The sequence below is a fragment of the Caulifigura coniformis genome (genome assembly GCF_007745175.1).
Taxonomy (GTDB): Bacteria; Planctomycetota; Planctomycetia; order Planctomycetales; family Planctomycetaceae; genus Caulifigura; species Caulifigura coniformis.
On record NZ_CP036271.1, the window covers coordinates 4916319 to 4938996 of the forward strand.

The following is a 22678-nucleotide window of genomic DNA, read 5'->3' on the forward strand; positions in this document are numbered from 1 at the left end:
TCGAATGGCTGTTCGCGAGCGATCGAGGGGCGGCTGGTGTGGTGGCGAATCGCAGGGGAAGGTTCGTCGAGCGGTATGGGGTCGCTGCTGAGATTGATCTTGCCGGAATCTGGGCGGGCCGGTTCAATTCTCCGCGCATGTGCCCCGGGCCGACCTTCCGATGCCTGGATTGTGCCCCGCGATTCCCTTCATGAGACGTATGTGACATGGGCTCTCGATTCTCGTTCCTCACGACGGGCGTGCTGGTTGTCGCCGCGGTTGCGTTGATGTCGAGCCGCGTCTGGGCGGTTTACTACGAACTCGGCCCTTCGAAAGACGAATGGGGCCTGAAGTACGATGGGAACGTGACGGCGACCAAGGACGGGAAGCTGAACGTGCAGTTCAAGCTGGCGGACCAGGGACGGCTCAAGCCGATTCATTCGGTGCACGTTTTCGCGCTCAGCCATCCGCGGCCTGATGGCAGCCGGACGTATCTCCTGAAGGCGCCGATGGCCATGAAGCCGAACGAGGAGGGCATCCTGGCGGGGCAGGTGGAGATTGGCGGTCACCTTGCGGACCTGGCGGTGGTGCGGATCTTCTCGTACACGGTGGACGGCCAGCCGCAGCGGCTGGGGGTGCGGTACTACGACATCCCGCTGAGGAAGCTCGTGAAAAAGACTCCGGTGGCAGGGGCCCCGCGGTCGCCGGCGCCGGTGGCGCTGCCGCCGGTTTCGAACACGATTCGATAACACAGATGCCTCGCGAGCTGTGCTGCGGGCGCGAGGTTGTCGGCGCAAGGCGCGCGGGCTGCGTGACTGGTGAGGCCGTTCAATCTTGCCCAGCTTCAGCGACGGTCGGCCGCGGCTGGTCGACTGCCTGAATCCACGGGGATTCTCGGGCAATTTCCCGGCGGGCGCATCGAGATAGGGCATTGTTTCCGGAGCTGGCTGACACGCGACCTCGGAACCACCGCGCTGCGGCGGCGACCGGAGGGGCGGGGGCCCTTGTCTCCTGAAACGAGGACGACCGATGATTTCACGGTTACTGTGCGCAGTCCTTGTCATGTCGATGGCCGGTCCAGGTTTTGGCCAGGCGCCGACGCCGGCGTCTCCGGCGACGAGCGTGCAACCGGCTGATCTGGAAGCGTATGGCCTGACGGTCGCAGCGAACCTGCAGGTGACGAACGTCGAACCCGGGACCGCGGCCGACGAGATCGGCCTGAAAACGGGGGACTCGATTCGTGACCTCAACGGCCGTGGATTCGGGAGTCCGGACCGGTTCGCCCGCGCTCTGAGGGCCATTCCTGCGGGACGCGTCGTCCGAATTGGAGTTTCCCGGAGCGGAGAGCAGATCGTCCTGGCGGGCCACGTCGATCAGGCGGCCTCCGGGGCGGTGACTGTGCGGGGCGCGAGCCAGACCGTAGTGAAAGGATGTACGTCGTGGGGCAGCGGCTATGACCCGTGCTGTCCGGGCGGGCCGGGGAGCCAGTACTGGGTGGGAAACTGCCCGCTTCATCTCGATCTGTCGGACTGCATTGGTCTGTGCGATCCGTGCAATCGCTGCCCTGGCAGCGGCGGTTGTGGATCCGGTTGCGGTTGCCGGTGAACGTCGGGCTGAGCGGGGGCCTGAGTGGGGGCCTGAGTGGGGGCCTGAGTGGGGGCCTGAGTTTGCGCGCCGTGTCAGTGTCCCGGTGGAGGTTGGGCGGGAGACCTGTGACGACCTGTGACAGCCGAAAATGGCCTGAAGCGTTGGGATTCTGGACCTGTGACATGTGTGACAAGTTTCTGAGGCCATTTGTTGCCCCGTCTGGCCCGGTGATCGCGCGTCGGTTCTGAATTGCCAAAGAACGAACTTCCCTACTGTTACGGGCGCGGTTGCGCGCGGGGAAGAGGAGACCGTTTGGGACGGGACTCGTTGACCACTGAGGCACGGAGAACGCGGAGACGCACGGAGGGAGGAAGTTTTGAACAGGTGATCGCGATGGACGCGCAGGGGCGGCGCCAATGGCGAAGAAGGGGGACCACGACGACGCGATGGCACCACGGGCGTGGTCAATGGTGGCCTCGGCAAGTGTGGGAGGCTCGGCAACGTTTTGCTACGCCCTTCCTTCCTGACCTCGGTCAGGGCGCGCCACCTTGCCCAGGGTTCTGCTGGGCACGGACGTGCTCACTGGCCGCGGCTTCCATGAACCTTGATGCGGCCGGCGTGTTGGTATGTCCGGCATCGACATCAACGTGAATGGAACGGGGAATCGACAGGGCGTTGTACGCAGCGTAGATGCTGGTCGGAGGGCACGTCTGGTCGATATAGCCGACGGTGACTGCCGCCCCCCGGCACTTCGCCCGGGTGGCGAAGTTGACACAGTCGAAATAGCGCGAGGCCTGCAACGCCAGCGGATCCGGTTTGCCCTGCTGGTCCATGGCGACGAGTTTCGGCCATCCACTGATCCGGTCGGCCAGGCTGCCGGTGTGGTCACAGCCGGCCGGGACGCCGGCACAGAAAAAACTGACTCGCGCATCCAGGGCCGCCGCGGCAAAGGCCTGGTACCCGCCCTGGCTGCTGCCATACACGATCAGCGTCTTGCCGTCCCATTCTGGTTGTTCCGTCAAAAAGTCGATGGCCCGTACCAGACGCAGGAACATCCCCTTGAAGTAGCTTTGATCGCGGTCCTGACGGCCAACGGCCCGGTAATTGTTCAACTCACCCTTGGTCAGTTCCTCATAAAAGCTGGTGGGCTGGCCGTTCGGGATGCCGTGGGCATTGATGTCCAGCGTCAGCATTCCGCCGCTTTTCACGGCCCAGCGAGTGCTGTTCAGGCCGGCGCTGCGAACACCGGCCCCATGTACAAACAGGATGGCCGGCAGTGACCTAGGCTGTGCGTTGACCGGCCTGCCGAAATATCCCGAAACCGGTTTGCCGAGGCAGCCCACCTGAACATCGAAGGCCTCGATGCCCGGGGCAGGAGCCTTGACCGGGGTCAGAACCGGTTTGGCAGGAACCCTGGCCAGTTCGGCTTTCTGGGCATCCCAGAACTGGTCGAAGTCGTCGGGAACGTCTGCGCTCGGCTGGATCTCAAGCGGAGAGAAGGCCGCGGCTGCCAGCACCGAGTTGTTGCCGACACGGGCGCGCAGCAGCAGAAAGCCGGGCTTGTCCAGTGTGCCGGTGATCGTGGCCTGGCCGTCCTTCAAACTGACGATCTGGGGTGACAGGGGCTTCCATCCGTCCTGTGACAGAACACAGGTGACCTCACCCTGAGCGAGTGGCTGGTCATCCTGTTTGCCCTGAATCGTAAAGGTGACGGTTTCCCCCGGCTTGTACTGGGCGTCGCTGCGGTCAGCGACGGCCGACAGAGTCACCTTGGGAGCGGGTTTGACCGCTTCCTGGGCCACCAGACCCTGCGGAGCGACGGTGGCGGTTGCCAGAAGAAGAACGGGCAACAAGGCTCGGAACTGTGGAATCATCACGTGGTCGATGCTCTGGAAACGGGGTGCAGACATGCAGCACGATCATCGGCAGGGTGGCCGGAACTGCGGGTGGCCGGGGCTGGAGCCTTATTCGGCGAAACCCCGGTCGCGTGCCGGAACGGGCGAATTGTGGAGTGTGGTTGGCGTCGAGTCCAATGTGGTCCGAAAGGGCCTCGTGATTCGAGGCGGTACAGGTGGCACGCCCTGCAAAGGGCGTGGCGAGCGTTGCCGAGCCTCCACTTCACGATCAACAGTCATGAATTGTGGGCAGCGTGGCATCGATCTCCACAAGAGCCGGCCTGACTCCCGCATACCAACGGGCGCTCGACCATTCCCAGTCTGCGGGACGCTCGCACAAACCACGTCGAACAGGGTTCTGGTGAATGTATTCGATCATCGAGGCCAGTGTTCGTTCCTGCCCGACGTTCCGGTCATAACCGCCTCCAGGCTGCCAGAATCGGCGGCGTGTGACGGTTCCTTCCTGGACGGTGATCCGATTGAGGAACGCTGGCGAATGTTCTGCGAGCCAGCGGATGGCCGGCCGGGCAGAGTGCTCTTTGATGAACCCGGCGAAGCGGCCGAGTTCGAGTTTCGGGTCGCGCGGGGAGACCAGGAGATGAACGTGCTCCGGCATGATGACCCAAGCCCAGAGATCGACGGGCCAGCGAGAGCGGGCGTCTTCAAGAGCCGTCAGAAGCCAGTGACGGGCGCGGTCCTTCTCGAGGAAGCGGATGCGGCGGAAGCAGGAGAAGGTGAGCTCTCGAGGGAAGCCATCGTCGACTCGGCGTCGGCGTTTGCTGAAGTAGGACGAGCCTGAGTGCGGATCACGGATACGCATGCAGCCAGCCCCATGAGAACTGCCCTCTGTGTGGCACGCCCTGCCAAGGGCGTGGTCGCGTGCCAGGGCAACTTCGCCACTGTAGGGGCCCGGTGCTGAAACAAGAAGGCATTGGCTGAGTTGGTGAGCGTGGGGGCGCTCGGCAACGCCTGCCACGCCCTTCCTTCCTGACGTCAGTCAGGGCGTGCCACCCAGATCGTCACGGATTTTGAAACACGAAGAGCACGAAGGACACGAAGAAGTGGGGCGTCGGCGGTGGGGTGGTCGCCGGTGTAAGAACTTGCTGGGGCGAGACCCAGCGTAGGCCACTCCGCTGCGTCTCCGGCCGCGTCTCTTGTGTCAGGAGCAGGTGACCACACCTATCTCGCCGGCGGGCCTACGGGGTTCAGTCGATGCTGTATCCGGCGAACCACCAGCCGATGGGGGTTTCGGCTTCGTAGACGGGGAAGCAGATGCATTGGCCGCGGTCGATGTCGCCAGCGAGGCGACTGAAGATCTCGGGGGCCTGACGCTTCGATGGCTGATGAGTTCCGCAGGCCTCGATCAGCTCGTCGCGACTCAGGACGCGAGCGGTCAGTGGTTCGATGCGCTCTGAAATGCCATTGATGTCGAGGATGTTGCCGAGCCCTTCGCCGCCGGACTGCCAGATGCGTTGCAGGATGGCGATTCGCTCGGGGGCGGAATCCGGAATCGGCTGATCAAGGATCGACTCCAGGTATTCGACGTTCTCCCTGTAGAGATCGACGAGTCCGTACGGGTCGCCTTCGTCCTGAGAAATCTGCACCGCCTCGCGACTCCCCTGCAGATGCTCGCGGATCACGCTGGGGAGGTCGTAGTTCTCCGCGACAAATGTGGCCTGCAGGTGCTTTAAGGCCATGCCCGGGTCGGAATGCCAGGGAGCCAGATTCTGATACGGCGACGCGCCCATGTTCAGCCCTCCGGTTGAGAGTGTCCGGGAGGGGATTATTGGGAAGGGATCATGCCTCGGCAACACTCGGCACTGGCTGCAAGCAGGGCAGTGGCGCCCTGATTCAGGCCTGGCAGTGGCGGCCGGCGGGGAAGGTGAGGGAACCACCAAGACGCGAAGGCACCAAGGGGACATTGTCGAAGGGAGGGCTCGGCAACGATTGCCACGCCCTGCCTTCCTGGCGTCAGTCAGGGCGTGCCACCCGGGTTTGGGGGGCGTTGGGCGTGCCACCGGTCCCGCGGAGCGGCAAGAGGCTGCTTCAGACGCGGGCGGAACAAAGAATGGACGGCGTCTTGGGAGGAGAGCCTCCTGCGGCTTCGCCGCACCGGTTGCACAGCAACCGGTGGTACCCACTTTGAATAGTCGTCACGTCAACCGGTGGTACCCGGTACCTGGTCACAGCGTCCGAACTATGACTGGAGGTCGGATAGGCGTTGCGGTCACAGACAGTCGAGTCATACTTGCCGCGATAGGAAGTGCCTGCATCATAGGCTGGGGATCTACAGGGTTTTCGCTCAAATCCAGCAGTTCGGCAGCGAACGCAACGCGTTGTCTTGGATCAAACTCGACCGCCGCGACATACGGCGCGATCTCTTCGTAAGACAACTCCAGCACCCACAAATCTTCGGGTGCTTCTTCACTTTCCCCTGGTTTGTGCCGCTGCAAATCATACGTTCGGTCGATCAACGGATATGAATAGTGGCCACCTCGCGGAGCTCGAACTGCTTTAGCGTCCGGACTTGGATGCAATCTGGCGACGGTCTTCCGGCAAGCCCAGTCGTTCTTAGCGGCCTCGTTCACGGGAGGGTCACTACAGACAATGAGCCGGAGCACTGGTTTCTCAGCCGACGCGAGCCATTGCTTCGGTATTGGCAACTGAACTCTGACCGTATCCTTCGATGACTCGATGTATCCTTGCCAAAGGATCACGGCACTGCCTGTAGCCGGGGATCGCAGTCGCTGCACTGAGGCTTTTCCTCGTCCAAGCGTCCAACCCGCCAATTCCCGAACTTCGGCGTCCTCCGTCGTCCTTGTCGCAGTCAGCGACAAGAACGCCTTCGCAGTCACCGCGAACGGCGTGGTTCCTTGAACGCAGTAGCGTTGCAGTTCGCGAAGAGTGAACGCCACTTCGCGAGCAAGAATTGGCGCCGCGTGCGACGACCCACAATGGTCTTCTCCTAGACCATTCGCGGCGATACCCCAGACACCGTGTCCGTTGTTACCAACACGATACGCGTCGTCACAGTTGCCACCGGGTGCACCAAAATTCGGAGTCGGGCAGTTACAGAGCCCAGGTCCGATTCGAGTAAACGCGCTCGGCCATCCACTGTGAACTACGAGACCACCCGAAGTAATTCGCGACACGTAGCTTCCGCAAATCCACGTATTGAATCCGGAAGCCCACGGCCCGAGTGCCCATCTTGAATCCTTAAGATGCTCTGGGTATGGAGGTGCTGGCGCAGTTCCAGGCACGGAGTTGCCTGCGGCCACTACTAGGACACAGTCGTTCGCGAAAGCAAAGTTGTCCAAATCCTGCAGCGTGAGCCGCTTCTCTCGGAGATCTGTCTCATTGAAATCTGAAAAAGTCTTGTGGTCGCCAATGCTTAAATTAAAGACACGAACATCCGGCGCCGCGCCCCGAACGCCTGAGAGAGCATCGATGACGGCCTTATCATGGAACGTATTGCCAAAGTGGGGGACACTTCCAATCATCGCGTCATAGAATGAGCATGCCGGCGTTGCGCCAGCGATGCTCTCATGCGACGAATGGTCGCCGAAGACAACGCGGGACGCGACGAGTGAACCGTGATTCCCGATCGCTTGGCGAGCGACTGATTGCCCGTAAAACTGCCCTCTTCTGTAGGGGGACAGTATTATGTGGCTATCGGGAACTCCCATGTCTACGACCGCAACGCATGGAAGATCGGCAGCAACCACCGGATGTTGACCAGATCGACCTGTAGTTACAGTTGCGCGAGTCCCCCGTTGAGCGGCTGCCAACGAATACAACGGCGCGTGCAACGACTGGACCGAGTAAAAATCCTTCGCTACTGCACGAACGGATGCTCGCGTGAATCTCCCGCGTACCCACCTTCGACCAGAGAAATCTGCCCCATTAGCGGTGAGCGTTTCTCCCTCACGATTCATCAAAGCGAGAATCGCTCGCATTACTTCGTCGGCTTCGCGTCTCCGCAAGATCGGCTGAAGCTCAACTATTACGTCGCTCAACTCTGATTGCGGTAGAGAATGCAGCCACTCATCGTCAACTCGTAGACTGGGCTGCGGTAGGTCAAACGAGTCGATTGTCGCCCAGCGAGCTTGCTCGCGAACGCCAAGTGTCGGCAGCCTCGCTGCTCGATTCGACAACTGCGAGAACGTCAGTTTGTCGGCGTGAACAACTGCTTTGCCGTCAGACGTAACCTGCAATAGATCCAGCCCGAGGCGGTCGAAGATCTTGCAATGAGCACCGCCGAAGTCAGTTTCTTCCGCAAAGGTTCCATCCGGGGCCTTGCGCTTGTCGGTAGATTCCTTTTCGAGCTCTGGGACCGGAACCGCTAAGACAAAATATCGCTCCTCCTTGAGTGGATCATGTGAGGCGCTGAGCTTCGAGTCGAGTTTCTCCATACTGGAGAACAAGCGTTGCGATCGAGCGGACCATGAGATGTTCGTATACTTAGGAAGGCGACCCCCTCCCGCCTTTTCCTCGGGACTTAGTTCGTGCGTCTCGTTTAAGAAGAAGTTCTTTGAGTCGGTGCGGGGCATAGTTCGTTAACTTCCCCCGAGAATATGGCGTCTCACCGCAACTAGCAGAGCAGCCTCGGCTTCCGAGAAACTCTTAGCTTTCAGCGCTTGTCTGAGGTCAGGTCGTGATAGTTGTACGCCCAACTGCGCGGCCCGATCTTTTAGAAAGCTGTCGAGTCGTTCCTTTGTCGGAGCGTTGAAGTGAAGGGCCAGGTCAAACCGTCGCCACAAGGCCGCGTCGAGGTGTGATGCCAGATTGGATGTCGCGATGATCAGGCCAAGCGGCCGAGAATGCTCCAGTTCTTGCATGAGAGCTATGACGATGCGGTCGAGTTCCCCGACATCAAGCGGATTACCTCGCTGTTTTCCCAGGGCATCAAGCTCATCCAGCAGCAAGACACATGGCGTCCGTTCGACAAAATCAAAGATTTGTCGCAAGTGTATTGCCGTTTGGCCGAGATATGCGCCGATTAGGGCATCAAATCGCGCCATATAGACGGGCATCGCAAGTTCAGTCGCGATCGCACGAGCGGTCATGCTCTTTCCACAACCCGGAGGACCGTAGAAGAGAAGTTTTGACCGTGGTTGCAATCCGTATCTTTGTAGTTTGTCTCTGCCGGACCATTCGCCGATGATCGTCTCGAGTTCGTCGCGAAGTGTAGGCTCCAGCGTAATCGATGAGATTGGACAGCCACTGTCCAATCGGAGTAACGCCGTACTCAAGAGCGCCGATCCATTGGAGAATGGCTCTGACGGCTGTGGGGAAGGGAATGGGCCCTTCAACTCACCAGCGGCGAGGGCGCCCCGCAGTGTTCGTGCGAGCGAGCGATGCCCCTTCGTTTCCTCGCTACGGCAAATTCTCGACGCAATGGCGGACGCTTGCTGATTGTCATTCTCGGCAATGGCGCGGAATAGCTCAGTGAGCTCCCTTGTCGTTGGCATTCGTCGTGTTGAGTTAGCTGAAGCTCGGGATTGGTGAGGCGTTGGAAGATGTTTCAAAGTGCGATATGCGCAGCAGGCAGATTTGTCGAGCTGCCTGCCGCACGCACCAGATTCGTTCTACCCTCCAAGGCTCACCGTCACCGTTTTGTGTTCGGTGTAGTTCGACAGGGCGGCTTCGCCGAGTTCTCGGCCGATGCCGGACATCTTGTAGCCGCCGAAGGGGGCGGCGGCGTCGAAGACGTCGTAGCAGTTGACCCAGACGGTGCCGGCGCGGAGTTTGTGGGCGATGGCGTGGGCTTTGGCGATGTCTTTGGTCCAGACGGCGGCGGCGAGGCCGTAGAAGGTTTTGTTGCCGCGCTGGACGGCTTCGTCGACATCCTTGAACGGAAGGATGCTCATCACGGGTCCGAAGATTTCGTCGGTCGCGATGGGCATGTCGTCGGACACGTGGTCGAAGACGGTGGGCTCGATGTAGAAGCCCTTGTCGCCGGAGCGGCCGCCGCCGGTGACGCATTTGGCTCCGGCTTCTTTGCCTTTGCCGATATAGCTCATGATCTTGTCGAACTGATCTTTATCGATCTGGGGGCCCTGGACAGTTTCGAGATCGAACGGGTCGCCGATGCCGAACTTCCTGGCGTTGGCGCGCTCGACGAGCTTTTCGACGAACTGTTCGTGGATCTTCTTCTCGACGAAGACGCGGCTGCCGGCGCAGCAGCACTGGCCCTGGTTGAAGAAGAGGCCGAAATCGGTGCCGGCGACGGCGGCATCGAGGTCGGCATCGGCGAGGATGATGTTGGGGCTCTTGCCGCCGAGTTCGAGGGTGACGCGTTTCAGGGTGTTGGCGGCCTCCTTCATGATGATCTGGCCGGTCTCGGTCGAGCCAGTGAAGGCGATCTTGTCGACATCCGGGTGCTTCACGAGGGCGGCGCCGGCGTCGCCGAAGCCGGTGACGACATTGATGACGCCGGGCGGGAAGCCGGCTTCGATGGCCCATTCGGCCATGCGGAGGCAGGAGAGCGGGGTCTGCTCGGCGGGCTTCATGACGATGGTGCAGCCAGCGGCGAGGGCCGGGGCCCACTTCCAGGAGACCATGAGGGCCGGGAAGTTCCAGGGGATGATCTGGCCGACGACGCCGACGGGTTCGCGGCGGCTGTAGGAGAAGAAGTTGCCGCGGACGGGGATCGTCTGGCCGGTGAGCTTGTCGGCCCAGCCGGCGTAGTAGCGGAAGGTGTCGATGACGAGCGGCACGTCGGCCGTCATCGCGTCCTTGATGGGCTTGCCGTTGTCGAGGGTTTCGAGGGCGGCGAGCTCGTCCTTGTTGGCCTCGATGATGTCGGCGAGGCGGCTGAGGAGGCGGCCGCGGTCGCGGGCATCCATCTTCGACCATTCGCCTTCGAAGGCCTTGCGGGCGGCCTTCACGGCGCGGTCGACATCTTTCTCGGTGGCGCGGGCGACGTCGGCGATCTTCTCTTCGGTGGCCGGGTGGAAGGTGGGGAAGGTTTTTCCGGACTCGGAGTCGACCCAGTGGCCTCCGATGAGCATCTTGGTCTGGCGGACGTTGGGACGGGCGACTTTTTTGGCGGCGGGCTTGGCGGGTGCGGCGGCGGACATGAGTGAGCACTCCTGGCGCTGGGATGAGCGTGGATTGGTGAGAGTTGGATTCTAGCGCGCGGGAGGTTGGGGAGGCGAATGAGTGAAGGGAGTGGGTGGTGGGTAGGGAAGGAAGGGGAGGATTTTCAGGGGGTGGGATTGTGTTGGGGCTTTTGCCAGAGTTGGAGGTCGCCTTGGGTGGAGAGTTTTTGCCAGTCGTTGTCGTGGAGGCGGCGGGTGACGCGGGGGTCGGCGGTGAGGGCGAGGTCGACTTCTTCGAGGAGGTCGCCGGCGGCGGTGGTTGATTTGAAGGCGGCAAGGCGGGTCTGGCGGTCATCGAATTTCGGCGTGTTGTATTTGTGGCCGAGCCAGGGGCGGGCGGAGGTCATGGCGGCGGCGAGGTAGCCGAGACGGTCGTCATCGGTGAGGAGGACGCCGGTGAGGTGTTTCGTGTTGAGGTCGTGGAAGACGGCCTGTTCGTCGGCTGTGAGGTTGAAGCCGGGGGGCGTGGGCGATGTTGCGTTGATGAGGAGGAAGGCGGCGTTGTCGGAGAGGGCGAGGGCGAAGAGGAGCGCGATCGCGAGGAAGCCGATGGCTTTGGGAGGCGTGTTCGAGCGGTCGCCCCTCACCCCGGCCCTCTCCCCTGAGGGGAGAGGAGTTGGCGCTGTGTTGAAGAGGCGGTCGAAGAGGCTGGCGAGTGTGGGGAGGCCGATGAGGAAGAGGGGAGTCCAGATGTAGCCGCGGGTGAAGTGGATGGGCTGGCGGGGCGTGATGAACCACTGATGGTTGGCGAGAAGGAAGGAGACTCCGGCCGCGATGAGGAGGAAACGGACGTGGCGTCGCCAGGCGGAGTTGTCGCGGATGGCGAGCCAGGCGAGCAGCGCGACGGGGGCATACGCGACGAGGATCGTGGGGCCGGAGAGGGTCCAGCCGAGAGTCCAGGTGTGCTGGATTTCGCGGTGCTGGGGGAAGCGGGGGAGGAAGACGAAGTAGTAGGCGACGAACGCGGCGGCGATGAAAAAGTAGGTGATGATGAAGGAGAGCGGGGGGAGGCCGGGTGTTGATGCGGAGGCGGGGGGTGTGTGCGGCTCGGCGGGAGCCTCGCCCTCCCGTGTGGCGCGTCGACGAGTGGGGGGCGGGGGGGAGGTGAGGCTGGCGAAGGCCTGGACTCCTCCATAGGCGCCAACGATGGCCAGGGCCTGGGCACCGGTGAAGGGGTGGGTGGTGGTAATGGCGAGGAGGAAGAACGCGGCCCGAGTCCACTGGCCTTTGAGGATGCTGAGCCAGAGGGCGAGCATCAGGGCGTGGTAGATGGCTTCGGTGGGGAGGATGAGGTTGCGGCCGAAGTTGAGGCACCAGAGACCCTGGCCGGGATCGAAGGCGAGGAGGTTCGTGTTCCAGGCGAGTCCGGTGAAGAGGTTGGCGACGAGCCGGCCGAGGACGAGAACGCCGCCGGACCACATGGTGAGGAGGTAGAGGGGCGTGCGCCAGCGGGACGCTGGCAGGAGCCAGGCGACGAGTGCATACATGACCCGCGCGCTGGCGATGGCTCCGATGGCCTGGATGAGCAACAGGGCGTGGCCGGGAGAGAGGCCGAGCGGGCCGATGAGCGTCGCGAGGACGTTCATCAGCCAGTGGACGTAGATGACCGGGGCGGCAGGGTCGGGGTCGAAGGGGTTGGGGTAGAGGCCGGCGTGTCCGCGGTCGAGGATGGCGCGGGCGTTGGCGACGTAGTAGGGGAGGTCGTAAGTGGTGAAGCCGGTGGCTTCGCTGGCCCAGCGCTCGAAATGGATGAGCGGAAAGAGGAGGAAGGGAACGGCTGCGAGGAGCGACCAGGCGAGCGGGGCGAGCTGCCCGTGGCGCGGGGGGCTGGTCGAGTCGCTGGCGACTTCAGGGCTGGTCGTTGGCGGCGTGATCACGCCGCGAGCTTTTAAGGGAGAGGAGGCTGCGTCGCCAGACCATGGGGGGCGGAGGCTGGCGGTTTCCGCTTACTCAGGCAACTGGAAGACGTTGCCGGCGGGGGTGTTTTTCGAGCGAACGGGGTAGCAGGACGTCAGCGGAGGACACTGGTGCTGCCAGCAGTTCGGGCGGAGATACCAGTCTTCACAGCCGAACTGGTCGGTGCAGCTGGTCCGGCCAGCGGGTGGCGGGCAGCAGATGGTGCGGGAGAGTTCTTCGCAGGGCCCGCAGGACGGGTCAGTGACGGCGACACAGCCTGTGAATGCGACTGCAGCCAGCCCGGCCAGAATGATTGCTTTGTGACCACGTGCGAACATGTCGGCCTCCCTGCCAAGTCGACTCATCGGGTGAGAGGCGGAGAAACATGATGGATTCGAGGGGAGGCGTCACAACTGCAACTGCTTACATGAGAATGAGTTAATGAAGTCGATTTCATTTCAGTTTTTCCGATAAACAATCAGGGGCGGGTTGTTGCCAGATCGCGGCCAGATCCCAAGGATTTGGCAAACGGTGTGCAGTCGCCAGGGCGGACGCCGACTTTTCGAGGGTAGGGAGCACGCATTTGGCGAGAGGCACCGCTGTCAGTTCGACCGTCGATGTGGAACAGGATTCCATCGCATGGATTCTTGATGAACTGGTGATTCATTCGGCCGAGCCGCTGGAACGATCGCATCTGAGGCGCATCGTGGATGATGTGGTGTCGGCATGGCCCGGTGATGCGGGCGATGCGTGGCCAACGTGGATTGCAGAGGTGGGCAGGAGCCTGGGGCGTCCCGCGCGGGTGGTGGACTGCGAGCCGCAGCAGGCGCTCGAACTGGCCCATCACGGGGCGACGGTGATTACGCGTCCGACAGGTCCATCCTCGTGGGTGGCAGTCGTCGGGGGTGATTCGTCCCGGGTGACGTGGCTGGAACCGCATGGCGAGCCGGCGCATCTGACTCTGAGCCGGTCCGCTGCGGCGCGGAAGCTGAAGGCGCTCGGTGCCGCGCCGACGGCGAGGTATGTGGTTCTGGACAGGTCGTTACTGGGGGGGCCGCCCCAAGAACACGGGGAGGATCACCACTCCGGGCATCATGAAGAGTCGCTGCTGCATCGTTACTGGTCGCTGCTGAAGCCGGAGTCGCTGGACATTCTGACAGTGATCGCCTTTGCGGTGGTGACGGGCATTCTGGCGATGGCGACGCCGCTGGCGGTCGAGGCGCTGGTGAGCACCGTGGCATTCGGAAGGATGCTGCAACCGGTGGTCGTGCTGGCGCTGATCCTGCTGGGGTTCCTGTCGTTTTCGGCGGCTTTGCGGGGCCTGCAGATTTTCATCGTGGAGATCCTGCAGCGGAGGCTGTTTGCCCGCATCGCTGCGAAGCTGGCGTTCCGGCTGCCCCGGGCCCAGGTCGAGACGATGGAGCACCATTACCCGCCCGAACTGGTCAACCGGTTCTTTGAGGTGGTCACGATCCAGAAGGTGACGGCGACGTTACTGCTGGATGGAGTGGCGCTGGTGATGTCGGCGTTGATCGGCATGGCGGTCCTGGGCCTGTATCACCCGTGGCTGCTGGGGTTCGACGCGGTGCTGATCGTCATGATGTCGATCGCGATTTTTGTGCTTGGCCGCGGAGCGGTGCGAACAAGCGTGAAGGAATCGAAGGCCAAGTACGCCACGGCCAGCTGGCTGGAAGACATCGCCGCCTGTCCGACGGCATTCCGCTACGACGGCGCCCAGGAGTTCGCGCAGGAACGGGCCGATCACATTGTTTTTGAATACCTCACCGCGAGGAAGAAGCACTTTCGGGTGCTGATCAGGCAGATGCTGTTCGTGCTGGCGCTGGAGGCTGTCGCGGCGACTGCGCTGCTTGGCCTGGGAGGCTGGCTGGTCATCAGTGGGCAGCTGACGCTGGGTCAGCTGGTGGCGGCCGAACTGATCGTGGCGGTGATCGTCGGGGCGTTCGCGAAGCTCGGCAAGCACCTCGAGAGCTTCTACGACGTGATGGCGTCGATGGATAAAATCGGGCATCTGGACGATCTGCCGGTCGAATCCCAGGATGGACAGGTGACGCTTTCGACGCTGGATGGAATCACTCTCGATCTGTCGCAAGTCGTCTATCGCTACAGGAGCAGCCGGGAGGGCCTGCAGCCGATCGACTGGCGTGTCGAGCCGGGGTCGCGGTGGGCGGTGACGGGGGTGGATGGAAGCGGCAAGAGCACGTTGTTCGACCTGATTTACGGTCTGCGCCGGCCGACGGGGGGGACGTTGACGATCAACGGCATTGCTCCCCAGGAATTGCGTCCCGACGCGCTTCGCCGTTGCGTGGCGCTGACGCGAGGGATCGAGGTGTTCAGCGGAACGATCGGCGAAAATATCCATCTCATGCGTCCGGACGTCAGCGTCGCGGATATCCACGAGGCGTTGAAGATGGTGGGCTTGCTGGAGGAGGTGCTGTCGTTGCCGGAGGCCTCGGACACGCCCTTGATTACGGGTGAAGGCCGGCCTCTGACGAACGGTCGGCTATGCCGGCTGATGATTGCGCGGGCGATTATCGGGAACCCGCGGCTCCTGATCATCGACGGCACGCTCGATGCGCTACCGGATGACGAGGCGGTGGCGATTGTCACGCGGCTGATGGAGCCTTCGAAGACGTGGACGCTTTTGATTTCAACGACGCGGAAGGCGGTCATGGACCTGCTTCCCGAGCGACTTCACCTCGAGAAAGCCACGGACCGGCCGATGATGAAACTGGAGGCTCCCGGTGCCCACTGACCTGATTGTGGTTGAACGACCGCGGCGTGAGCTTCGTCCGCAGCGGTATGGGCCCGTCGCATTTGACGAGGCTTCATTGCCGGCGCTGCGGATGGCGAAGTCGTCGCGGCTGGCGAGGAAGCTGGCACTGTTTCTGATGATCGCGATGTGCTTCGCGGTGATCTTAATGGTCTCGGCGCCATGGCAGCAGTCGGTGAAGGCGAGCGGCAATGTGATCGCGTATGCGCCTCTCGAACGCCAGCAGGTGATCGAAGCCCCGATCAAAGGCCGGATCGTGAGGCTTGGCGAGAACATCTTCGAGAATGCGAAGGTTCAGAAAGGGGCGGTCATCGCCGAGATCCAGGATCTGGATGAGGAGTATGCCGGGCGATTGACTGCTCAGCTGCGAAACTCAGAGGACCTTGTGAAAGCGGCTGCGACACAGCTCGACGCCAGCAGGCGGTCGTTTGAGGCGGCGCTGACGGTCACGCATGCCTACGAAGCGCAGGTGGTTGCGTATCAGACGGTGCTCGACGACACGACCGCCGCGCAGGACGCCTACGTCGTGCAGGCGGAGGAGAAGGTGCGGGCGGAGGAACGGCAGCTGGAAGAATACAAGGCGGCGATTCCGCAACTGGAGGCGGAGTTCGAGCGTTCGGAAACTCTGCATCGCGCGGGGAACCTGGCTCTTCAAAAACTGCAGGAGACCGAGCGGAAGCTGAATGAGTCGAAGGCGAAGGTGAGTCGGGCGGAGGCCTACGTTGCGTCAGCAAAGGCGGAGCTGGAAGGGAAGACGCGTGACCGCTCGGCGAAGATTGAGAAAGCGAGGATCGACATCGAGTATGCCCGAGCGACGCTCCGGAAGGCGGAGTCAGATGCGAACAAGGCGGACGCCGACGTATCCAAGACGCAGCAGGAACTGAGCAAGGCGGAGAAGGAGCTGGTGGAGTCGCAGATCAAGGTGGCCCGCCAGAAGAACCAGGTGATCACGGCTCCGTTTGACGGGATCCTGGTAAAGATCACGGCGAACCTCGGGACCGCGCTGGTGAAGGAAGGAGACCCGATCTGCACCATTGTTCCGGACACGGAGGACCGGGCGGTCCAGATCTGGCTGGATGGCAATGACGCTCCGCTGGTGGAAACAGGCCGACACGTCCGGCTGCAGTTCGAAGGCTGGCCTGCGATTCAGTTCTCGGGATGGCCTTCAGTGGCGGTGGGGACGTTTGGCGGGGAGATCGTTTCGGTCGATGCGACCGACGATGGCAAGGGAAGATTCCGAGCCCTGATCCGACCCGCCGCTGACGACATTCCCTGGCCGCAGGATCGATTCCTGAGGCAAGGGGTCCGCGCCAACGGGTGGGTGCTTCTTGATCAGGTTCCACTGTGGTTCGAAGTGTGGCGGAATCTCAACGGCTTCCCGCCAGTGGTCTCGATGGACGAGAAAGACGGCGGAAGCAAATCCAAGCCGCCGAAACTGCCGAAGTGATCGAGCGGGGGGCGGCGTGTCAAACTGCGGTGACCTCTCCGCATCTGCGGCGCGTGCCGGAAACGCAGATAAAATCCATCTAACAGGCACAATTCGACGTTTCGGCTGGCGGGATCGGCGGTCGATGCACCAGATGCAGTCTCCTTGGAGGCTTACCGAAATCACTCGCGGACTGGCTCAGGGAGGGGCCATTCGATGCGCAGATTCTGCGTGCACCTGTCGGCCCTGATCGCTTTTGGCTGTTCGACGACGCCACGAGGAGGAGGGGGAGTCGTCGGCCGTGACAACGGCCCACTTCCCGGTCGCCCGGTGCAAGCCGCAGACGCGGAACTTCCTGCTGACGAGACGGCCGAGGTGCGGACGGCGGCGAAAGTCACTTCAGCGAGTTACGAGGACGAGAAACGCGTCATTCCCGCCGACGAGGCTCCGCCCGATCCCGGGGAGAAGGAACGGATCGCCCCGCCTGCTCCGGACGGGTATCGGGCTCCGGGCGCCAAAGCGTTGCCGCTGGAGGCGGTCGTTCAGTCGGTCTATACGAGCTACCCGTACCTGCATGCGGCGATCTACGAGCGGAACGTCGCCTCGGGCTACCAGCTCGCTGCGGCGGGAGGCTTTGACACCAAGCTGAAAGCGTCGTCTGAGAACGGTCCGACCGGCTATTACCAGACGTACCGGCAGATGCTGGGGTTGTCGCAGCCGACGTACAACGGCGGCGAACTGTTTGCCGGCTATCGCATCGGTCGGGGCGACTACCAGCCTTGGTACCAGGAGCGCCAGACGAACGGCGGTGGCGAGTTCAAGGCGGGATTCGCGGTTCCGCTGGGGCGGAATCGGACAATCGACGCGCGTCGGGCGGAGCTGTGGCGGTCGACGTTCGAGATCCAGCGAGTGGAACCGGATATTCAGGCCCAGTTGATCGGTTTCGTCCAGGAAGCGTCTTATGCCTACTGGGACTGGGTGGCTGCGGGGCGCGATTACCGCATTTCAAAACGCCTGTTGGCGCTGGCCGAGAACCGCACGCAGCGGATCGAGCAGCAGGTGGAGGCGGGGTTCATCGATCCGCCGGAACTGACCGACAACCTGCGACTGATCGCCGACCGCAAGGCAAAGCTCGCGTCCTCCGGCCAGAAGCTGCAGGAGAAGGCAGTCAAGCTTTCGCTGTACCTGCGCGACGATTCCGGCGACCCGATCGTTCCCGGTCCGGACGTCCTGAACGAGTTTCCTGAGCCGGACGCGATCGACCGCGACCACCTGGCGGCGGACGCGCAGATTGCCCTCCGGGCCCGACCGGAGCTGAAAGTCCTGGACCTGCAGCGGCGGCAGTACGAAGTGGACTATGCGGAAGCACACAACGACCTGCGGCCGCAGGTGGATGGCGTGCTCACGGGATCGCAGGACATGGGTGAACCGACGAGTTCCAAGGGGGACAAGTCGGAGTTCGAGGCGGAAGCATCGCTGTTTGTGGAGGTGCCCCTGCAGCGCCGCAAAGGCCGGGGCAAGATGCAGGTGGTCGAGGGGAAGCTGTCGCAGCTGGCAGCCAAACGGCGGTACGTGGAAGACAAGATCGTCGCCAGCGTGCAGACGGCGTACATCGCGCTGGCGTCGGCCCACACGCAGGTGCTGGAGACGCGTGAAGCCGTGCGGCTGGCGGAGGAACTGGCGGTGCGGGAGCGCCAGAATTTCGACGCGGGGGCATCGGACCTGTTGAAGGTGACGCTTCGCGAGCAGTACGCCGTGGAATCGGCGTTCAAAGAGGTGGAAGCGCTGCTGTTGTATTACCGTTCGCAGGCGGATTACCGGGCTGCGCTGGCACAGGACCTGGCGCCGGTTGTGACGCCGAACGTGCCGTGACGGGACTCGGCAGTGAGGTCAGTACATGAAAAAAACCCCGACGATGTCGGGGTTTTCAGGCGATTGTGATTCCTCACAACCGTTCAAAGTGGCGGGGACAGGATTCGAACCTGCGACCTCGAGGTTATGAGCCTCGCGAGCTACCGGGCTGCTCCACCCCGCGTTGTGGCGGAAGAATTTCTTCCGGGCAAGGGACTGTATCGACGAGCGGGCCGTCCGTCGAGCGTGAATGTGCCGGAATTCGATCCAGATTCCGTCAAATCATCTTCCGGGGCGGTCCGGGGTGGAAGAGTCGACCTTTTTCGTGAGGTTGGGGCGATCGGGAACGCGTTGCGTCACGGTGGAATCGCCCCGTTTTGCGGCGGGGCCGGTGGCCGACCAGTTGGGAGTGGGGGTGCCAATGAAGTTGATGTCATGGACGACGGTGTCCCAGTTCACGATGCCCTGGCGGTCGATGGTGAGGCGGAGGACCCAGCCGACATTGGCTTCCGGCTCTTCGAACCCGTCGAACACAAAATTGCCGAGGCTGTAGATGATGGGGCGGTCGTTGTAGATCTCGGCTCCCTGGGTGACGTGGGCATGCGCGCCGATGACGGCGGAAGCGCCGGCATCGATCATGGCGCGGGCAAACTGCTTCTGGCGGTCGTCGGCCTGGGGCTCATATTCGGAGCCCCAGTGCATGAAGGGGATGACCACATCGGCCTTGTGTATTTCGCGGGCGGCGCGGAGATCGGCGAGGACATGCTCATCGACGCCCCAGGCGACTCCGGGATCGTTCTCGCCGGCGGCGAATTCCTTCGGGATGAATTCGTTGTAGCCCAGGATCGCGATGCGAACCCCGTTGCGTTCAACGAGCCAGGGCTTGCGGGCCTCGGCGAGATTGCGGCCGCCGCCGAAGAGGGGGATTTTTCCGGCGAACAACTCGAGTTCTTCGAGGAGGGCTTCGTCGCCGAAGTCGCCGGTGTGGTTGTTGGCGATGGAGAAGGCATCGAACCAGCGGTCGAGAACGGGGATGGCGCGGGGGTGGACGCGAAAGGTATAGGGCTTTCGGAACTGCCTGCCGCCGGTCGTCACGACGCATTCGAGATTGCCGACGACGAGGTCGGCCTCGCGAAAGACGTCGGCGTAGTGAGCGAAGGGGTCGACTCCCTGGCTGAGGGTTGCGCCGGGGAACATGTCGAGCATGATGTCGCCGGTGAAGACGAGCCGGACGGTCTCAGCGCGCGGGGGACGGGGGGCGATTTCGGCGAGCGCGGTGGAACAGACCAGGAGCGCCGCGAAGCAGGCGACGAATCGCCGACGGGAGGAGAGGTGCATTGCGAGGCGAGCGGAGAATGATGGCGGCGGCCACTGAGAGGGTTACGGTCGCATCACCATGCCGGGAGGGTGAACTGCGACCCGGAGTTCGTCACGCCTGATCACTGAGGCGGGCACCAGTGGCTCGGCGGATCCTCCGTGAGGTTGGAGGGGGCCGGTTTCGACCGCACTGGCGGCGTCGGCGTCACCTCTTCCTGGAGCGAGGGGCGCCTAATCGACGTACAGGAACTCGTTGGAGTTGAGCAGGACGTGGCAGAAGTCGACCAGGGCGGAGTCGACTTTCGCCAGGTCGGCGGGGCCGGCTTCTCCGCGGCGTTCGTAGATGAAGTTGACGGCCCGCTCGAGTTCGGGGACCGTGGCGTCGCGTGCCACGGCGAGGCGATAGGCGAGACGGACGCGGGAGTCTTCACCGCCGGGAGCTTCACGAACGAGACGTTCGGCCAGAGTCTTTGCGCGGTCGAGCATCCAGTCGCCGTTGATCATGAACAGCGACTGAGTCGGGCTGGTGGTGGTGTTTCGTTCTCCGACGCTGCTGAAGCGTTCGGGGAAGTCAAACACGTCGAGCAGGGGATCGCGCTTGTTACGGACGACCTTCGTGTAGATCGAGCGACGCTTTTCCTGGATGTCGGTCCCTTCTCCGCCGGCGCGGACATCGAGTTCACCGGCGACCGCGAGAGCGGCGTCGCGAATCTGCTCGCCGCCCAGGCGGCGGACGGGGGCGTGCCAGACGAGACGGTTCTGGGGATCGATCTCCTGGGCTTTCGCCATCACGGGCGTCATTCCGTTCCGGGCCTGGTCGTCGTCGGCCGAAAACGCGGCCTGACGATAGGCGGAGGAGAGGAGGATTTCGCGATGGATCGATTTCAGGCTCCAGCCGTTCTGGACCAGCCTGACGGCCAGCCAGTCGAGGAGGCCGGGATGCGAGGGGGCTTCGCCGAGCCGACCGAAGTCGCTGGGCGTGGCGACGAGACCCTTGCCGAAGTGCGACTGCCAGATGCGGTTGACGACGATCCGCGAGGTGAGGGGATGGTCGGGCTGGGCCAGCCAGCGGGCGAGGATCGTCCGGCGTCCGGAGGTGGAGGCGTTGTCTGCGGGGGGCGGAATGCGGGCGGGTTCCGGATCGATGACGGAGAGGAAGCCAGGATCGACGGGGCCCATCCGCTGCTTGTCGGGAATGAACACCACCGGTGCGGTCGGGCCAAACTCGGAAACGGTACGGGCCTGGGGCTGCTGCCGGGGCTTCAGCGAATCGAAGGTCGCGAGTTCTTCCTGGAGTTTCTTCCAGTCTTCCTTGTCCTTGCCCTTGAGCTTGGCCGCAAACCCTTCGGCCGCGCCGTCGACCTGCAGCTTCATCAGGGCGATGATCGGCTCATCTTCGGGGCGGCGTTCGCCATCGGGCTTGTTCCAGATGGCGCGGAACTCCTTGTCGAAGATCTGGAGGGCCCTGGTCGACGCTTCGGTGTAGCGGGCGGCCTTGAAGTCTTCGATGCGCTGGCGGACATCGGTAGTCGCTTCCATCCAGCCCTGCATCGCCTTCGTGAAGTCGGCGTCGTAGGCGGCGGCCGGCAGTTCGTGATCCTGGAATGAGAGGCCCGAGAAGAAGGCCTGGAGGCGGAAGTAGTCTTTCTGGAGAACGGCGTCGAACTTGTGGTCGTGGCAGCGGGCACAGCCGACGCTGGTGGCGAGGAACACATCGCCGACGCAGTCGGTGATGTCGTTCAGCATGTCGCGCCACTGGCCGCGGACATCGCGCTGGTTGTATTCGTAGATCCCATGCCGGAGGAACCCGGTGGCGACGAGGGCCTCGGGGTTGTCCGGATCAATTTCGTCACCGGCGAGTTGTTCGGTGATGAAGCGGTCGTAGGGCTTGTCGTCGTTGAACGACTTCACGACGTAGTCGCGGTAGCGCCAGGCGGTGGGGCGATAGTCGTCCTGCTTGTAGCCATCGGACTCGGCGTAGCGGACGAGGTCGAGCCACTGGCGGGCCTGATGCTCGCCGAAACGGGGGCTGCGGAGGAGGCGATCGACGACCTTCTCATAGGCCTCGGGGGATTCATCCGAAAGAAAGGCATCGAGTTCGGCCGGGGTGGGAGGGAGGCCGATGACGTCCTGCGTGACTCGGCGGAGCAGGGCCACTTTGCCAGCTTCCACCGAGGGGGAAATGCCGGCCTGGGCCAGCTTCTCGAGGATGAAGGCATCGACGGGATTTCGCACCCAGGGGCGATCCAGTCCGTGGGCCTTGCCGACGCTCGCATCGGCCTGAGAGACGTCGGGAGGAGTGACCGCTTTCGGAGGCTGATAGGCCCAATAGGCGCGGTCGGCGTCCGTGATGCGTTCGACGGGGGCAGTCTTCACCGGCGCGGCGGCGTCGCCGTCGGGCCAGTAGCCGCCGCTGGTGACCCATTCCGTCAGGAGGGCGATTTCTTCCGGCGGGAGCTTGCCGCTCGGGGGCATCTCGAGGGTCTCGTAGTTGATCGCATCGACGATGAGGCTCTCGCCGGGCTTGCCGGGGACAAGCGCGGCGCCGCTGTCGCCTCCAGCGAGCATGGAAGCCTTCGTATCGAGCCGAAGGTTTCCGCTCTGCTTTTCGTCACCGTGGCATTTGAAGCAGCGGGCGGCCAGCAGGGGACGGATGTGGGTTTCGAACGCCTTGCGCCGGGCGGCTTCGCGCTCGGCATCGGGAGTTTCTCCCAGGGCGCTGGAGCAGACGAGCGCTGCGACGACCATGAGTCCAAGGTGCATTCCGCATCGCAACATGCCGTCATCCTCAACTCAAGGGTGCGCACAGACCGGGGGCCGTGGGGCCGCACCG

Annotated in this window: 15 protein-coding genes and 1 tRNA gene; 5 read left to right on the plus strand and 11 right to left on the minus strand. The window is 63.0% G+C overall.

The features are described from left to right. Window positions 1–206: 206 nt before the first annotated feature. Both Pan44_RS19755 and Pan44_RS19760 read left to right on the plus strand, forming a co-directional pair. Window positions 207–728 carry a hypothetical protein gene (locus tag Pan44_RS19755; protein WP_145032704.1) on the plus strand — a complete coding sequence of 174 codons (522 nt, stop codon included), beginning with the start codon at window positions 207–209 and terminating at the stop codon, window positions 726–728. A gap of 280 nt (window positions 729–1008) precedes the next feature. Continuing rightward, window positions 1009–1584, plus strand: coding sequence for a PDZ domain-containing protein (locus tag Pan44_RS19760; RefSeq protein WP_145032707.1), 576 nt, complete (start codon window positions 1009–1011; stop codon window positions 1582–1584). 515 nt (window positions 1585–2099) lie between these two features. Here the strand turns inward: Pan44_RS19760 and Pan44_RS19765 are convergent. The 8 genes from Pan44_RS19765 to Pan44_RS19800 form a co-directional block, all read right to left on the minus strand. Beyond that, window positions 2100–3476: an acetylxylan esterase gene (locus Pan44_RS19765; RefSeq protein ID WP_197453499.1), complete on the minus strand. Its 1377-nt coding sequence runs from the start codon at window positions 3474–3476 to the stop codon at window positions 2100–2102. 214 nt (window positions 3477–3690) lie between these two features. Continuing rightward, window positions 3691–4281, minus strand: a complete 591-nt coding sequence (locus tag Pan44_RS19770) for an REP-associated tyrosine transposase (protein WP_145032710.1) — start codon at window positions 4279–4281, stop codon at window positions 3691–3693. Window positions 4282–4666: 385 nt separating this feature from the next. After that, complete coding sequence (locus Pan44_RS19775) at window positions 4667–5209, minus strand: hypothetical protein (protein ID WP_145032713.1); 543 nt, start codon at window positions 5207–5209, stop codon at window positions 4667–4669. Between the two features lie 435 nt (window positions 5210–5644). After that, the gene (locus tag Pan44_RS19780) at window positions 5645–7873 is read right to left on the minus strand and encodes a S8 family serine peptidase (RefSeq protein WP_197453500.1); all 2229 of its coding nucleotides are present in this window, start codon (window positions 7871–7873) and stop codon (window positions 5645–5647) included. Window positions 7874–8017: 144 nt separating this feature from the next. Continuing rightward, a complete protein-coding gene (locus Pan44_RS28115) occupies window positions 8018–8932 on the minus strand; it encodes an AAA family ATPase (RefSeq protein WP_145032719.1) in 915 nt (304 codons plus the stop codon). 117 nt (window positions 8933–9049) lie between these two features. Beyond that, window positions 9050–10543 carry an aldehyde dehydrogenase family protein gene (locus Pan44_RS19790; protein ID WP_197453502.1) on the minus strand — a complete coding sequence of 498 codons (1494 nt, stop codon included), beginning with the start codon at window positions 10541–10543 and terminating at the stop codon, window positions 9050–9052. A gap of 125 nt (window positions 10544–10668) precedes the next feature. Beyond that, a complete protein-coding gene (locus tag Pan44_RS19795; protein ID WP_145032722.1) occupies window positions 10669–12441 on the minus strand; it encodes a hypothetical protein in 1773 nt (590 codons plus the stop codon). A 69-nt stretch (window positions 12442–12510) separates the two neighbouring features. Continuing rightward, a complete protein-coding gene (locus tag Pan44_RS19800; RefSeq protein ID WP_145032725.1) occupies window positions 12511–12798 on the minus strand; it encodes a hypothetical protein in 288 nt (95 codons plus the stop codon). 245 nt (window positions 12799–13043) lie between these two features. Between Pan44_RS19800 and Pan44_RS19805 the strand changes: the two genes are divergently transcribed. From Pan44_RS19805 to Pan44_RS19815, 3 genes are all read left to right on the plus strand, one after another. Further along, on the plus strand, window positions 13044–15233 hold the full coding sequence (locus tag Pan44_RS19805; protein ID WP_145032727.1) for a peptidase domain-containing ABC transporter: 2190 nt from the start codon (window positions 13044–13046) through the stop codon (window positions 15231–15233). Next, window positions 15223–16698 carry an HlyD family secretion protein gene (locus Pan44_RS19810; RefSeq protein ID WP_231754110.1) on the plus strand — a complete coding sequence of 492 codons (1476 nt, stop codon included), beginning with the start codon at window positions 15223–15225 and terminating at the stop codon, window positions 16696–16698. Before Pan44_RS19805 ends, Pan44_RS19810 begins: the two co-directional genes overlap by 11 nt. A gap of 195 nt (window positions 16699–16893) precedes the next feature. Beyond that, on the plus strand, window positions 16894–18549 hold the full coding sequence (locus tag Pan44_RS19815; RefSeq protein WP_145032731.1) for a TolC family protein: 1656 nt from the start codon (window positions 16894–16896) through the stop codon (window positions 18547–18549). Between the two features lie 89 nt (window positions 18550–18638). Here Pan44_RS19815 and Pan44_RS19820 read toward each other — a convergent pair. The 3 genes from Pan44_RS19820 to Pan44_RS19830 all read right to left on the minus strand — a co-directional run bounded on the left by Pan44_RS19820 (window position 18639) and on the right by Pan44_RS19830 (window position 22623). Then, a tRNA-Met gene (locus tag Pan44_RS19820) sits at window positions 18639–18712 on the minus strand. Window positions 18713–18810: 98 nt separating this feature from the next. After that, window positions 18811–19866 carry a CapA family protein gene (locus Pan44_RS19825; RefSeq protein WP_145032734.1) on the minus strand — a complete coding sequence of 352 codons (1056 nt, stop codon included), beginning with the start codon at window positions 19864–19866 and terminating at the stop codon, window positions 18811–18813. 210 nt (window positions 19867–20076) lie between these two features. Beyond that, entirely contained in the window at window positions 20077–22623 is a 2547-nt protein-coding gene (locus Pan44_RS19830; RefSeq protein ID WP_145032736.1) for a PSD1 and planctomycete cytochrome C domain-containing protein, read from the minus strand. Window positions 22624–22678: the final 55 nt, after the last annotated feature.